A 13,563-nucleotide genomic window follows, 5' to 3' on the forward strand; every position below is an offset into this window, starting at 1 on the left:
CACATGATGGAACATATTGGCGCTCATAGGTTACCGTTAGTATTGCGTCCAGTACGCCCCGTGTGAGTTTTTCTGAGAAAAGAACGATAGATACACTGGCCGCACGAGGCCATCAAACCGACCCCAATGGCTTTCCGTGGAGGTGGAGGAAATTGGGGGCCCAGGTCAGACAGAATACAGAGCTTAGAGAGAAAGGCGGTAAACCATGTACCGGCTGAACTCATCTGCGAAAGCTATATAGATTTTCAAGGCTAGCCGCCCGCACCGCACAGCTCAACCGACCAACGCGCGGCTGAGCTTCGCTGCCGCAGTCACGCCGTCAATAACGGTCAGTCCCGGGAGATCCCCCAGATGGCCGGTAACCGACACCGCGCCGGCGCATCCGATGATTACATTTACGGTGTCGGGCGGAAGCTGATGGGCGGCAGCGGTGAAAGCTGCTGCGGCTTCAGCGGGGCTATCTTCTAGCAGCAGCACCGGAACATTCGCGGCTCGGATCGTGTCGATATGCGAGGCATGCCCCTGCGCGTCGATATTGGCCTCGATCACCGGCACGGCAGCCTGCACCGTGGTGATCACCGCTGTCGGCCCGCCGATCAGCTCGGCCATGACATAGCTGGCCTGCCCGATCCCGAGCACCGGACAGGTGGCAAGCTGCCGGGCTTCGTCCAGTCCGGTATCATCGAAACAGGCGATCACAATGGCCCGCGCCCCTGCATCCGAGGCCTTGCGGACCAACTCCAGCAAGGGCGGCACTGCCCGCGCGCCATCCTCAGGCCCCTCGATGGCGGGCGGTCCACCGACCGAGGTCCAGCCTTCGAACCGGATGTCCGGCGCGGTATGGCGGGCGGCGGCCAGAATGCTGGCGGTCATGGCTTCGGTGCTGTTGGGATTGATCACGATCACCGTCATTGCTCAGACCATCCCCTTGCCCGCATCGGATCCGCGATCCTTTTTGCGTGCCATCAGCCAGACGGTCAGAAAAAAGACCCCGATCACCACCAGCGAAAACCCCGTGGTCAAGGTGCCAAGGGCAAAGATCACTGGCGTGGTCACATTGGTGGTCATGCCAAAGATTTCCAGCGGCAGGGTGTTATAGCTGCCCGCCGTCATCAGGGTGCGGGCAAACTCGTCATAGCTGAGCGTGAAGCCGAACAAGGCCACCCCCAGCAAGGACGGCGCGATGATCGGCAGGACCACATGCGCAAAGGTCTGCCAGGCAGTGGCGCCGAGATCGCGGGCGGCTTCCTCATAGCTTTTGTCGAACCGGTTGAAGACGGCGAACATGATCAGCAGACCAAAGGGCAGCGTCCAGGTCAGCTGGCTGCCATAGCCAGAACTCGCCCAATGTATCGGCAAACCCAACTGGTTGAAGATCAGCCCCACCCCAAGGGACACCAGAATCGACGGGATCACCAGTGAGGTGACGGCAAGGTAGAACAGCAGCCCGGAGCCTGCAAAACGCTTGCGGAAGGCAAGGCCGCCCAGAACCGAGACCACCACGGTTGTCACCATGACCATCAGCCCCAGCGCAAAGGAACGGCGGAAGCTGCCCCAGATATCACCGACGGCCTGTTCCTGAAACAGATCGCGGAACCAATAGAGCGACACCCCATTCATCGGGAATGTCAGACCGCCCTGCGGCCCCTGAAAACTGAGGATGCCGATGGTCAGGATCGGCCCGTAGAGGAAGAGCACGAAGAGACCGAAAAAGGCGGCGAGGATGTAAAAGGACCGGCTGCGCGTTTCCATCGATCAAAGCTCCTTGCGAATATCGACCAGCCGCAAGAGCAGCGCGATCACGATCAGAACGGTGCACAGCAGCACCACTGCCGTGGCTGAGGCCGAAGGGTATTGCAGCAGGCTGATGTCATTTGAGATCAGTCGACCGACATTGGCGCGCTGCGATCCGGACATGAACCGCACGGTGATGAAATCCCCCATCACCAGGGTTGAGACAAAGATCGTACCGATCATGATCCCGGGTTTGCACAGCGGCACGATCACCGTCCACAGGGTCTGCAGACCGCTGGCACCGCAATCACGTGCGGCCTCCAGCAGGGACCGGTCGATGCGCATCATCGAATTGAAGATCGGCACCACCATGAACAGGGTGTAGAGGTGCACAAAGGCCAGAACGACGCTGAAATCACTGAACAGCAACCACTCCAGCGGCTCGTCTATGACGCCCCAGCTGATCAGCGCCGAGTTGGCCAGCCCGTTGCGACCCAGAAAGGGAATCCAGCTGATCATCCGGATGATGTTCGAGGTCCAGAACGGGATCGTGCAGAGCAGGAACAGTCCGATCTGCCATTTCAGGCTGCGCACCTCGAAGGCGAGGAAATAGGCAACGGTAAAGCCGATCACCAGCGTCAGCGCCCAGGTCAGCAGGGCATATTTGAAGGTGTTGAAAAACACCGTGTAGGTGACCGGCGATCCGAACAGGAATTCGTAATTGTCGAACTGGAACGCCGGGTAGATCGAATATTCCGTCGCGCCCCAAAAGCTGACGATCACGATCATGATGATGGGCGCCACCAGAAAACCAAGCAGCACCAACGCCATCGGCGCGGCCTGGATCCATGCGATGATCTGTCTGCTCATATCCGGGGTCCGGTCCTTAATGAAATGCAGGAAGTGGTTGCGGGGGCAGAGGTGCCCCCGCAGGTGTTGCGTCAGGCCGCGATGAATTCGTTCCACTTGCGGACCATGTACTGGTTTTCCTCCATCACGGAGTTCCAGCAGACCACTGCGCCCATGCGGTCATAAAAGGAGCCGCCGTCGCGCACTTCGCCCGCTCCGGCCAGCTTGTCTCCGAAGGGCGAGGTGATGATGTCGGTGCTTTCCTTGCCTTCGAACCAGTAGCCCCACTCGTTTTCGGACATGAAGTTCTTGGAGGTCTCCGGCACCGCCGAATAATAGCCCTGACGCATCAGGAAGCCGCCGACCCAGCCGCTGAGATACCAGTTGATGTATTCATAGGCTGCATCCAGCTCCATGCCGGACAGGGAGGCCGACAGACCGATACCACCGCCCCAGCTGCGATAGCCTTCTTTGAGCGGCTGATAAACGCAGTCGATCCCGCGCGAACGAACTGCCGTGATGGCCGGCGACCACATCGACTGGATCACTACCTCACCAGAGGCCATCAGGTTGACGCTTTCGTCGAAGGTCTTCCAGAACGCACGGAACTGGCCGTTCTTCTTTGCTTCGGTGAATATCGCGATGGTCTTGTCGATCTCTTCGCGGGTCATGTTGCCCTTGTCGCCATAGCTGATTTCGCCCATCGCCTCGCAGACCATAGCCATATCCATGATGCCGATCGAGGAGATATCGAGGATCGAGGCCTTGCCCTTGAACTCGGGGTTCAGCAGCTCGGACCAGCTTTCGATCGGACGGCCGATCAGATCAGGACGGATACCCAGCGTGTCGGCGTTGTAGATCGTTGGGATCAGCGTCATCCAGCCGGATTCGCTATCGACGAAATCGGTGCCGCCCGGCCCATCGACAAAACCGACAGTATGCGGCGCGGTGCCTTGCGCAATCTCGCTATCGGGTGTCAGTTTACCGTCGCGGAAGATGCCGACGATCTTGTCGTAATTGGTGATCTTGGAGGCGTCCATGGCTTGAAGGTTGCCGGTCGGCCAGACCTTCTTGCAGACGAAATACTCGATATCGGCAATATCGAAACTGTCCGGCTGGGTGGCAGCGCGCTGGGTGACGCTGTCGGTATCCAGCGCAGTCATTTCCAGCGTAATACCGAGGTCCTCTTTGACCTTGGTCGCCACTTCATTGAGGTTGGACACGCCGGTGCCGAACTGGCGCAGGGTGATGTTCTTACTCTCCTGCCCCCAGACCATTGGCGCCGGAAGCGCAGAGGCCGCGAGCGCCGCGCCACCCGTCTTCAGCAATGCCCGGCGGCTATAGCGAATTTTCGAAATTGTCGTCATGGTCGTTCCCTCTCTGTTATGCGTTTTGCGTTATTTGCGTTGTGTTGTTCATGCGGAGAGCGGGTGCGCGACCCGGTCCTCCCAGTCGAGGCCGATGACCTCTCCCAGTTCCTTTGGGGTTTGCAGGAAATCCGTGTCCGGCATCAGCGCCGTGACATCCTGACCGCCGGCGACCTCGGCCGTCAGCGCGACATGGGTTCCCTGGTATTCGATCCCAATGACCCGCCCGTCGATGCGCCCTGCCTGCGCGGCGGTAACCGTCATTTCATCCGTACGCAGCGCAATATTGCCCTGCGGCAGGTTCAACACGTTATGCCCGCCCATGAACCGCGCCACGAAGGCGGTCTTGGGCCGATTGAAGACATCGCGCGCCGGGCCTGCCTGTTCGATGCGGGCATCGTTCATGACGATGATCTCATCGGCCAGCGCCAGCGCCTCGTCCTGACCGTGAGTGACATGGATGAAGCTGATGCCCAATTCGCGCTGGAGCCGTTTCAGCTCGGCCCGCATGCGGATGCGCAGGAACGGATCCAGCGCCGAGAGCGGCTCATCCAGCAGCAACACCTGTGGACGGGTGATCAGGGCACGGGCCAGCGCGACACGTTGCTGTTGCCCGCCCGATAGCTGGTCCGGCTTGCGGTCTGCCAGCGCAGTCATCTCGACCAGCTCCAGCATTTCATCGGCGCGCTTGTCCCGGGTGGGTTTCTCAATGCCTGCCATGCGCAGGCTGAAAGAGACGTTGTCGCGCACGCTGAGATGGGGAAACAAGGCGTAGTTCTGGAACATCATCGCCGTGCCCCGCTGCGCCGGAGGCAAATGCGAAACATCCCGCCCCGCCAGCACGATCGATCCATCGCTGACCGTTTCGTGCCCGGCGATCATGCGCAGGGTCGAGGATTTCCCACAACCCGAAGGCCCCAGAAGGCAGGCATAGACCCCTGCCTTGAAACGATGCGCGATGGCATCGACCGCAACGGTTCCGCCGTAGCGTTTGGTCAGCGCAACAAGTTCAAGATCAGCATGTCCGGTCATCTGCGTCCCCAGCGTTCAGTTGCAGCCAGAAACGCCGAAGCCGGACGCATTGCGCAAAGCCTACCGGTCACGGAAAGGGCCGATTATCGCAATTGCCTGCAATCTGACCGCAGTTGTGCGGGCTTTGGTCAAATATTGCGCACAATATTGTATACAATTAACTCATATGCCGTATTCGATATGACTTCATCTTGTCATGGAATCCGCCAGCCCTCATGTCTGTGGCAGGAGCACCCCATGACGCGATTCGTAGACAAACCCGATTTTATCCAACCCGCTGTGAACGGCCCCTCGGCCCATCTCGTGGCCTCTCTCAGCCAGGCGATCCATGAGCATCGCCTTCTGCCTGGCACCAAACTGGGCGAGGATGAGCTGAGTGAGATCTACAATGTCTCGCGCACCGTGGTGCGCAGCGCGCTTCAGGCGCTGTCGCATGTGGAACTGGTCGAATTGAAACGCAACCGCGGCGCCTTTGTCTCGCAGCCGACCGTGCGCGAGGCGCGCGAAGTCTTCGAGGCACGCGCCTTGCTGGAACCGCGCACCGCCCATTCGGCTGCAGAGCGCATGACGCCCGAGGACGTAGCCCGGCTGGAGGCGCATATCGCCGCCGAACACGAGGCCCTGGCCGAGGGCGAGGTCGGCAAGGCCCTGCGCCTGTCGGGGCATTTCCACATCGAGATTTCGCGCATTGCGGATCAATCCACCATCGCTGGCTTTATCGAGCGGCTGGTGGCGCGCTCTTCACTGATCATCGCGCTGTACTGGAAACGGCAAAGCGCCCTGTGTGAAAAACACGCCCATCACGCGCTGGTCGATGCCTTCCGGCGGGGGGACGGTCAAGACGCCGAAGAGCTGATGAAAAGCCATCTGCTCGATATCGTTTCGGGGCTCGACCTCAGCGAGACGCCCAAGCCGACCGGAAGCCTGAAAGAGATCCTGAAGGGCTGAGCCCCCACCCCGCTTCCGGCATGGAAACGCGCCCTGTCATAAAACGGTTACCCCAGCCGACCATGTAGCCCGGACAGGTGAACTCTTGATTCCCGAAAGGCGACGGATGGCAGGCGGAATACAGGTCAATTCGATTGGCAAGACCTATGCAGGCAAACCCGCCGTCGATGGCGTCTCCTTCGACATTGCCCAGCATGAATTCTTTGTCATCGTCGGGCAGTCCGGTTGCGGCAAAAGCACGCTTCTGCGGCTGATCGCCGGACTGGAAACCCCGGATCAGGGCGAAATCCGGCTTCACGGGGATCTGGTTGCCGGGGACGGGACCATGGTGCCACCGGAACAGCGCGGCACCGGTTTCGTGTTTCAGTCCTACGCGCTCTGGCCGCATATGACGGTGCGGGGCAATGTTGCCTTTCCGCTGGAAGCCGCGGGCATGTCCCGCAGACAGGCGGCCCGGATGGCCGAACCACACCTGGAAACGGTCTCCATGCAGGCGCTGGCAGATCGCAAGCCCGAGGCCCTGTCCGGCGGTCAACGGCAGCGGGTGGCGCTGGCGCGCTGCCTTGCCGGAGGCGCCAAAACCGTGCTTATGGACGAACCGCTTGCCAATCTGGACCCGCACCTGCGCGGCACCATGGAGAAGGAACTGCTGCGGTTCCACCGCTCTTCGGGGGCGACCACCATCTACATCACCCATGATCAGCGCGAAGCCATGGCGCTGGCCGACAGGATGGCGGTGATGCAGGACGGGCGCTTCCTCCAGATCGGCACACCGCAAGAGATCTACGACCGCCCGGCCTGCCCCGAGGTGGCGCGTTTCATCGGTCAGGGCGCGGTGGTGCCCGTCACCTATCAGAATGGCAGCGCCGAACTGGCCGGGTATCGCTTCCCCGCCTCCGCCCTGCCCGGCCATCCGAATGGCCCGGCGCAGACCTTGTTGCGGCCCGAAGGGATCAAAATCCTGCCGGATGCAGGCAAGGACGGCTTGCAGGGCACGGTCCGCAGTATCCTTTACCGCGGCGGCATATGGGACGCAGAGGTTGAAATCGCCGGGGGCGCGCTGTTGTCGCTGACACATGGTACGGCGCTGCACATCGGCCAGCCCCTGTCGCTCGCCGTCGATCAAGCCTGGGTGCTGCCGCAAATGCAAACCCGTGGAGAGCTGGATGAGACTGCCTGAAGACTGGTTCGCGCCGGACAATGACCGGCTGGCCCACATCCAGCAGGTGATCAGGACAGCCCAGGCGATTGAGGCGCGGCGCTCCTTCTCTGGTCGCCTGATCGCCGCTGCCACCTATCACGACATCGGTTATGCCCCCTCTCTGGCCACAACCGGATTCCACCCCGTCGATGGCGCCGAGATTGCCCGCAAGGATGGGTTTGACGGCGAAATCGTCGACGCGGTGCTGCATCATTCCGGCGCGCGCGGACTGGCCAGCCGCAGCAGACCCGATCTGATGCATATGTACGGCCCGGACTGTCGAACGACTGAAACGGCGCTCAGCCGCGCGCTGACTTTTTGCGACAACCGCTCCGGCCCCAGGGGTGAAAGCCTCAGCCTTGCCGCTCGGATTGCCGACATCCGGGTCCGGCACGCGGGCAACGCGGCCATTCTGGACACTACAGAAGCCTACCTTCCGGTTTTCGAAGCCATCGACGCCGAATTCGCCCCGCTGCTCGACTGATCCCCGGGTCCGGTCAGATGCGCCAAGGCACCACGCCACGCGGAGCGTTCTTGCCGAGCCGGTCCAGCGCCACCATCAGCGCGACCGTCGCCACAATCGTGACGCTTGCCATGGCCGCCGCCAGGGTGGTGTAGCCGCCATCCTCGTAATTGTAGATCGTGGTGCCAATGGTTTCATTGCCCGAGGACCACAGCAAAGCCGAGACTGTCACTTCGTTATAGGCCGTCAGGAACACTAGGATCGCGCCTGAGGCCGCTGCCGGTGCGACAAGCGGCACAAAGATGCGGCGCATCCGGAACATATAGCCGCCCCCAGCGATGCGGGCGGCCTCTTCCAGCGCCGGATCAAGCTGCACGAAGGCGGCACTGACCGGCTTCAACCCGACGGAAAAGAACGCGCAAAGATACGCAAGAAAGATGATCCCGAAGGTGTTGTAGAGCGCGATGTTCAGAACCGGCAGCGGCTTCAGGAAGGCAAGGATGAAAGCGATCGAGATCACCAACCCCGGAATGGCATAGGTCATCTCGGCCAGGGTAGCGATGCCCATCCCGGTGCGCCGCGTGGCGCCCCTGCGGGAGGCCATGAACCGCGACACAAAGATACAGCCCACGGAAATCACAACGGCGGCGACACCTGCGCTGAGGGAGGAGTTCAGAAACGCCCGCGCCGTGACAGCCTGCCGGAACAGAACCTCGGTGAAATTGTCCAGCGTGATGGTCTCTGCATTCAGCGGCAGCCCGTAGGTGCGCACCAGAGCGGTCGCCAGCAGCGCCGAAACCGGCAGCACCAGCGTCGCAAAGACCAGCCCCGCCAGCGCGCCTTCGGTCCAGATCCGCAACCGGCCGAGCCGGATCTGCAGTGGCGGTTGCGGCGGCCCGATCAGCGTGTTGCGGGTACGGCGCAGCAAGAGCGTCTGAACGAGAATGACCGTCACCGCCAGCACCGCCAAAAGGGAAGCAATCACCGCAACATCGGTCAGGACCGAAGGTCCGAAGCTTGCAAGCCTCTGCCAGATCAGCACCGGCAGTGTGATATAGCGGGCCGGAATGCCCAGCAGCGCCTGAATGCCGAAATTGCCCAGCGACGACACAAAGGCCAGCGCAAAGGCTGCGATCAGCGTTGGCGCCAGCAAAGGCAGAATGATCCGCCGCAACAGCCCCATACTGCGGGCCCCGGCGATCCGTGCGGCGTCGCTCATTTCCCGCGGCAGGCTGCGCAGGGCGGCCAGCACCACCAAAAAAACCAGTGGCGTATGCTGCACGCCCAGAAGGAAGACGAGGCCCCCCTTGGAATAAAGCGGATGGGTCGCCCCCAGTTCGGGCGCCATGCCCAAACTGCGAAGGATCGGCGAGGACGGCCCCATCGCTTGTATCCAGGCAATCGCGGTCACATGCGGCGGCACCATCATCGGGATCAGCAGCAGGAAGGTGAACGCCCCCTTCCAGCGGATATCGGTCAGCCCCATGACCAGCGCGATCCCCGTCCCAGCGACCAATGACAGGATAGAAGACAAAAAGGCGCTTTCCAGAGAATGGAAGAAGGCGCGCAAGACCGAGCGGGAGCCAAGGGCCTCCAGCAGCGGCGCAAGGCTGAGCATGCCGTCCTGCGTTATCCCGACACGCGCCAATAGGCTGAGGGGATAGACCAGAACCAACAAGGCAAAAAGCACCGCAGCGGCAAGGGCCAGCCCCTCTCCGCTGCGGAAATAATTCAATCGGGACAAGGGTTAGCCGCCGAAAATCTCGGTGAACTTCATCTTGCTCTCGGTGTCTTCAGCCAGTGCCTTGGCCGGGTCAAATTCGAGCAGCTTGATATCGGGCAGCGCCGGGAAACCTTCCGGCGGGGTGATGCCTGGATGCGCGGGCAGATACCCCATGTCCGATGCCATCTGCTGGCCGTCCTCGGAGATCAGGAAGTCTACAAAGGCCTTGGCCGCGTCGGGGTTCTTGGCAGTCGACAGGATCGCGGCCGGTTCGGTCACGGCCGACACGCCCTCCTCGGGGAAGACGAACTCGACCGGGGCACCGGCCAGCTTGTTGCGGATCGGCAGGAAATCGACAACAAAGCCATAAAGCTTCTCACCACCGGCGATGGCCTTGTAGGTGCCGCCATTGCCGCCCTTGGGGTTGGCACCCTGTGCCGCGAGGCCTTCGTAAAAGTCCCAGCCAAGATCGGGGTTGCTGGTGATCGCGGCCATGTGAATGGTCGCGGCGCCGCTGGTCAGCGGCGAAGGCATCGCCAGCTTGTCCTTGGCTTCGGGCTTCAGAAGATCGGCATAGGAGGTCGGCACCATCTCGGCGCCGGTGTTGTAGACGATGCCGGTGGTGATCAGCTTGGTCGAGAAATAATGCCCTTCCGGATCCATCAACGCCGGGTCATAGGCCGATGTGTCCGCCTCGGGGTAGGCCATCAGGCGCCCTTCGGCCTCGAGCCCTTCCATGGTGACCATATCTGCGATCAGCAGCACATCGGGCTGCGGCGCACCGGCCGCGAACTCTGCCCGCAGCTTGGCCATGATCTTGGTGGTGCCGTCGCGGATCCATTCGACCTCGATGTCGGGGTATTTGGCCTGAAATGCATCGACGGTCTGCTGGGCATCGGCGTTGGGCTGCGAGGTATAGACAACCAGCTTGCCCGACACATCGGCGGCAAACGCAGACGTGGACAGCAAGGCGGCGGCGAGCGCGGAAAGAGCGAAACGCATGTGAGTCTCCGTAGAGTGGTTACGATTGCTCACCGGGCTAGCAGTGCCGTGTAACAACATTCCGACGGAAGGCCTGAAAAGCCGACAGCGCGCTTATTTCCGCAAACCCAAAGGCCCTGCCAATCAGATGGCCTGCATTGCTGCCAGCCCCATGCATGCGTACAGATGCCAACCAACGCCCGCGCCCGTCTCATTGGGTGAACAGACCGCTTGGTTGATTTGCAAGCAGGAAACGACCCGCTGCGATTACGCTCCTCGACATGGGAACGCTCAGATCAATCAACTCAGGGAAGATAGTTGGTGCGGTCGAGAAGACTCGAACTTCCACTCCGGTTAAGGAACAGCGACCTCAACGCTGCGCGTCTACCAATTCCGCCACGACCGCACTGCCTAGGCTTGATGTAGGGGCGTATAGACGAGCCGCCTGGTGATGTGAAGAGGCAAAATGCCGAAATTGACATCTTGCCTCTTCGAAAATTTGTGACCGCTGAAACGAGACTTCAACTGGCCCGCAATCGCCCGGTTGACTGCCCCTTTCCGCAGTGGGATCGGAGATCAGTTATTCGAGAATGTCGGCAAGGCCGCCGCGGCTCCAGAGGCCGGTACGGGTTGCAGTTGGCCGGAACGACCGAGTTGCGCAGCTGCCGCCTTGATCAGACCAGCGCGCTCCGGCTGGCCGGGCGAAAAGACCGCTTCGGCGCCATTTTCCAGAGCCGAGACAGCAACGCCGTACCAATCCTGTGCCGCAGGAACGGATTTGGCTGCACCGAACCCCTGCGACATGTGGTGGCCGATCAGCTCGGCGTAGGGGCGTTTGCCGATGGCGACCATGATCAGCGCCGATCCCATCGCGATATCCAGCTTGTCTCGGCGATAGCCCGAGAACATGCAAACGGCCGCCGTGTTGGCCAGCTGATCAATCGACATGTTGGATTGCAGCACGAACTTTTGCACATCTGCCATGACGGCCTGACTGTTGTCAGAGTCCAGTCGCGCCAGGAAAGGCTGGATCGCCGGGGCAAAGGAATCGCACTGGCTGTCCACCTGCGCCGAGGTCACATTCGTCAGGGTCGCCACGATGGCTTCGCCGGAATTCATCGCATAGGAGCGCGCGATGCAGAACTGCTCTCCCAGCGCGAGATCAGGGTCCGTCATCGTCGACACGGTCATATAACCGCCATTCGAATTGGTCAGCAGGCTGACCTTGCTGCAATGGCTTGCCAGAGAGGCCGTCTGTGCCGCCTGCGAAGGCGCGTTGAAGGTCGGGATCGCTCCGAGCGCCTGACCACCGGCCGATGCCATCACCGTGCCGCCCTGCTGCGACGCAGCCGGAGGTGTTGCAGGCGCCGGGGCTGCGGGTACCGCCTGCCCTGCCCCCTGGCCCGAGGCCTGCATCGCATCATTCATGCGGCACACGCCCTGATGGCAGGAGAAGCTCGCCGTCGTGACACCGCGCGCCATGAAATCGTTGCGCTGGTACCCCTGCGGGGTCGAGGCAAAGACCATGACCGAACAATGCGAGGCGCCGCACCAGAAAGAGCTGCCCGAAACGGAAGTGTCGATCAGATAATCGTTCTTGCCGTCGCCGTTGATGTCCGCCAGCTGCATGAACCCGGAGCGCTGCAACAGTTGTTCGGCGCTCGGTTCGGCAGAGGCGGCGATTTCGTCGACAGCATCGCTGACCTCGATCGGCAGTCCGGCATAGCCGGTGCTGGCGCTGCGCACGCCTGCGGCCTCATCCCGCCAGGTGTGCAGCAAGCCGCGCACGCCGTTGGGGCCTTGCATCGCCTTGATTACCTGCGGGCCACCGATCTGGGCACGATTATAGGATGAGACCAGAAAATCCCGTTCATAGGCGGTCAGTTGACCGGTTGCCGGAAAACCCATATGGACCTGGTACTGGCTGATGGCAGTCCGGGACCGACGCCCCATGACGCCATCCGGCGTACCCGCCGGGAAGCCGAAGTAGTTGAGAGAAGCCTGCGTTTCACGGTTGTGCGCCCGCGTGGCCGAATAGCCTTGGCTGACGGTGCGGCGTTTCTTGTTGCGGTTCACCTCATTGACGATGGCGCCGCCGACAATGCCGCCCAGAAGAGCGGCCCCAAGATTATCAGCAGCAACGGGGCCAGAAGGGGCAGATAGAAACAGGGTCGCCGCAAGCGCGGTCTTGATCGGGGTACGGAACATGAAACAGGCCCTCTATTGAACAACAAAAAGAATCGTTGCAAATAGGATACCCTGAAAATGCTGATTTTCTGCAGATTTTTTCCTGCAGCATTGGACTTCCATTTTCCTAAAACTCCATCAGAGGTGCCCTGCAATGGTTGACTGGATCACATCCGACACCCCCGTCGATTATCAGGAAGCGACCGATTTCATGGAGGCACGGGCCGCTGCCATCGCCGCAGGCGAGGCAGATGAATGCATCTGGTTGCTTGAACATCCGCCCCTTTACACTGCCGGAACCTCGGCGCGGGTGGAAGACCTGACCGACCCAGAGCGGTTTCCGGTCTACCCGTCAAAACGCGGCGGGCAATATACCTATCACGGCCCCGGTCAGCGGGTTGTCTATGTGATGCTGGACGTGGGTAAACGCGGCCATGATGTGCGCCGTTTTGTGCAGCAGCTGGAAGACTGGGTGATCCGCGCGCTGGCGGAGTTCAACCTGACCGGACACATCCGCTGCGGCCGTGTCGGCGTCTGGATCGAACGCCCGGACAAACCGCGGACCGCGACGGGAGAAATCGCAGAAGACAAGATCGCCGCGATCGGGATCCGCCTGCGTAAATGGGTGAGTTTCCACGGAATTTCGATCAACGTGGAACCGGATCTGGAGCATTTCAGCGGAATCGTGCCCTGCGGCATCACGGAGCATGGCGTCACAAGTCTGGTGGATATGGGCCTGCCCGTCACCATGGCCGATGTCGATGTCGCCCTGCGCCGCAGCTTCGATGAGGTCTTCGGGGCAGAGGCCGCCGCCAACGGAGCATCCTGCTCCGCCTGATCCCAGGATTGCTGCCCCGGCGTGATCGAGCAAAAACACCCCAAATCAGTGTGAGGTCGGCACAGTCACAGGAAGTGACCGCTTTGCCACCTTATATTGACTGTCAGGGAAGCCGCGTCGGCAGACCAATGCAATAGAGAACCGCCCAAACCCACCAATTTGTTGTGCCCCCGCCCCCAGAAGGCTGGCCGAAGAACCAGAGGCAGGAGGCGGGCATGGACGGCCATCTTAGGCACAGGC

12 protein-coding genes and 1 tRNA gene are annotated in these 13,563 nt (G+C 61.2%); 4 read left to right on the plus strand and 9 right to left on the minus strand.

The features are described 5' to 3' along the window. Positions 1-273: 273 nt before the first annotated feature. From SM763_RS15495 to SM763_RS15515, 5 genes are all read right to left on the minus strand, one after another. Positions 274-912: an aspartate/glutamate racemase family protein gene (locus SM763_RS15495; RefSeq protein ID WP_368999088.1), complete on the minus strand. Its 639-nt coding sequence runs from the start codon at positions 910-912 to the stop codon at positions 274-276. Positions 913-915: 3 nt separating this feature from the next. Next, positions 916-1,752, minus strand: coding sequence for an ABC transporter permease (locus tag SM763_RS15500; protein ID WP_347510299.1), 837 nt, complete (start codon positions 1,750-1,752; stop codon positions 916-918). A gap of 3 nt (positions 1,753-1,755) precedes the next feature. After that, positions 1,756-2,604 (minus strand): ABC transporter permease, encoded by an 849-nt coding sequence (locus SM763_RS15505; protein WP_065271181.1) that lies wholly within the window; start codon positions 2,602-2,604, stop codon positions 1,756-1,758. 71 nt (positions 2,605-2,675) lie between these two features. Further along, positions 2,676-3,941 carry an ABC transporter substrate-binding protein gene (locus SM763_RS15510; protein WP_368999110.1) on the minus strand — a complete coding sequence of 422 codons (1,266 nt, stop codon included), beginning with the start codon at positions 3,939-3,941 and terminating at the stop codon, positions 2,676-2,678. Between the two features lie 57 nt (positions 3,942-3,998). Further along, complete coding sequence (locus tag SM763_RS15515; protein ID WP_368999089.1) at positions 3,999-4,982, minus strand: ABC transporter ATP-binding protein; 984 nt, start codon at positions 4,980-4,982, stop codon at positions 3,999-4,001. A gap of 237 nt (positions 4,983-5,219) precedes the next feature. Here SM763_RS15515 and SM763_RS15520 point away from each other — a divergent pair, with 237 nt between their 5' ends. The 3 genes from SM763_RS15520 (at position 5,220) to SM763_RS15530 (ending at position 7,615) form a co-directional block, all read left to right on the plus strand. Next, positions 5,220-5,930, plus strand: a complete 711-nt coding sequence (locus tag SM763_RS15520) for a GntR family transcriptional regulator (RefSeq protein WP_368999090.1) — start codon at positions 5,220-5,222, stop codon at positions 5,928-5,930. Between the two features lie 106 nt (positions 5,931-6,036). Beyond that, a complete protein-coding gene (locus tag SM763_RS15525; RefSeq protein ID WP_368999091.1) occupies positions 6,037-7,110 on the plus strand; it encodes an ABC transporter ATP-binding protein in 1,074 nt (357 codons plus the stop codon). Further along, positions 7,097-7,615, plus strand: a complete 519-nt coding sequence (locus tag SM763_RS15530) for an HD domain-containing protein (RefSeq protein ID WP_368999092.1) — start codon at positions 7,097-7,099, stop codon at positions 7,613-7,615. The genes SM763_RS15525 and SM763_RS15530 overlap by 14 nt, the downstream gene beginning before the upstream one ends. Before the next feature lie 13 nt (positions 7,616-7,628). Here SM763_RS15530 and SM763_RS15535 read toward each other — a convergent pair whose 3' ends face one another. From SM763_RS15535 to SM763_RS15550, 4 genes are all read right to left on the minus strand, one after another. Further along, a complete protein-coding gene (locus tag SM763_RS15535; protein WP_368999093.1) occupies positions 7,629-9,338 on the minus strand; it encodes an ABC transporter permease in 1,710 nt (569 codons plus the stop codon). A gap of 3 nt (positions 9,339-9,341) precedes the next feature. Continuing rightward, positions 9,342-10,319 carry an ABC transporter substrate-binding protein gene (locus tag SM763_RS15540; RefSeq protein WP_368999094.1) on the minus strand — a complete coding sequence of 326 codons (978 nt, stop codon included), beginning with the start codon at positions 10,317-10,319 and terminating at the stop codon, positions 9,342-9,344. Between the two features lie 298 nt (positions 10,320-10,617). Continuing rightward, positions 10,618-10,704: transfer RNA gene (locus SM763_RS15545), tRNA-Leu, on the minus strand. A 170-nt stretch (positions 10,705-10,874) separates the two neighbouring features. Then, the gene (locus tag SM763_RS15550) at positions 10,875-12,506 is read right to left on the minus strand and encodes a peptidoglycan-binding domain-containing protein (RefSeq protein ID WP_368999095.1); all 1,632 of its coding nucleotides are present in this window, start codon (positions 12,504-12,506) and stop codon (positions 10,875-10,877) included. A gap of 133 nt (positions 12,507-12,639) precedes the next feature. On the opposite strand from SM763_RS15550, the gene lipB reads away from it, so the two are divergent. Continuing rightward, on the plus strand, positions 12,640-13,323 hold the full coding sequence (gene lipB / locus SM763_RS15555) for a lipoyl(octanoyl) transferase LipB (RefSeq protein ID WP_368999096.1): 684 nt from the start codon (positions 12,640-12,642) through the stop codon (positions 13,321-13,323). Positions 13,324-13,563: the final 240 nt, after the last annotated feature.

Source organism: Pseudophaeobacter sp. C1-32P7, assembly GCF_041008775.1.
GTDB classification, from domain to species: domain Bacteria; phylum Pseudomonadota; class Alphaproteobacteria; order Rhodobacterales; family Rhodobacteraceae; genus Phycobacter; species Phycobacter gallaeciensis_A.

Bases quoted from the DNA above. Each gene is read 5' to 3' on its own strand.
- SM763_RS15495 (WP_368999088.1), bottom strand. From the start codon at position 912: ATGACGGTGATCGTGATCAATCCCAACAGCACCGAAGCCATGACCGCC.
- SM763_RS15500 (WP_347510299.1), bottom strand. From the start codon at position 1,752: ATGGAAACGCGCAGCCGGTCCTTTTACATCCTCGCCGCCTTTTTCGGT.
- SM763_RS15505 (WP_065271181.1), bottom strand. From the start codon at position 2,604: ATGAGCAGACAGATCATCGCATGGATCCAGGCCGCGCCGATGGCGTTG.
- SM763_RS15515 (WP_368999089.1), bottom strand. From the start codon at position 4,982: ATGACCGGACATGCTGATCTTGAACTTGTTGCGCTGACCAAACGCTAC.
- SM763_RS15520 (WP_368999090.1), top strand. From the start codon at position 5,220: ATGACGCGATTCGTAGACAAACCCGATTTTATCCAACCCGCTGTGAAC.
- SM763_RS15525 (WP_368999091.1), top strand. From the start codon at position 6,037: ATGGCAGGCGGAATACAGGTCAATTCGATTGGCAAGACCTATGCAGGC.
- SM763_RS15530 (WP_368999092.1), top strand. From the start codon at position 7,097: ATGAGACTGCCTGAAGACTGGTTCGCGCCGGACAATGACCGGCTGGCC.
- SM763_RS15540 (WP_368999094.1), bottom strand. From the start codon at position 10,319: ATGCGTTTCGCTCTTTCCGCGCTCGCCGCCGCCTTGCTGTCCACGTCT.
- SM763_RS15550 (WP_368999095.1), bottom strand. From the start codon at position 12,506: ATGTTCCGTACCCCGATCAAGACCGCGCTTGCGGCGACCCTGTTTCTA.
- lipB (WP_368999096.1), top strand. From the start codon at position 12,640: ATGGTTGACTGGATCACATCCGACACCCCCGTCGATTATCAGGAAGCG.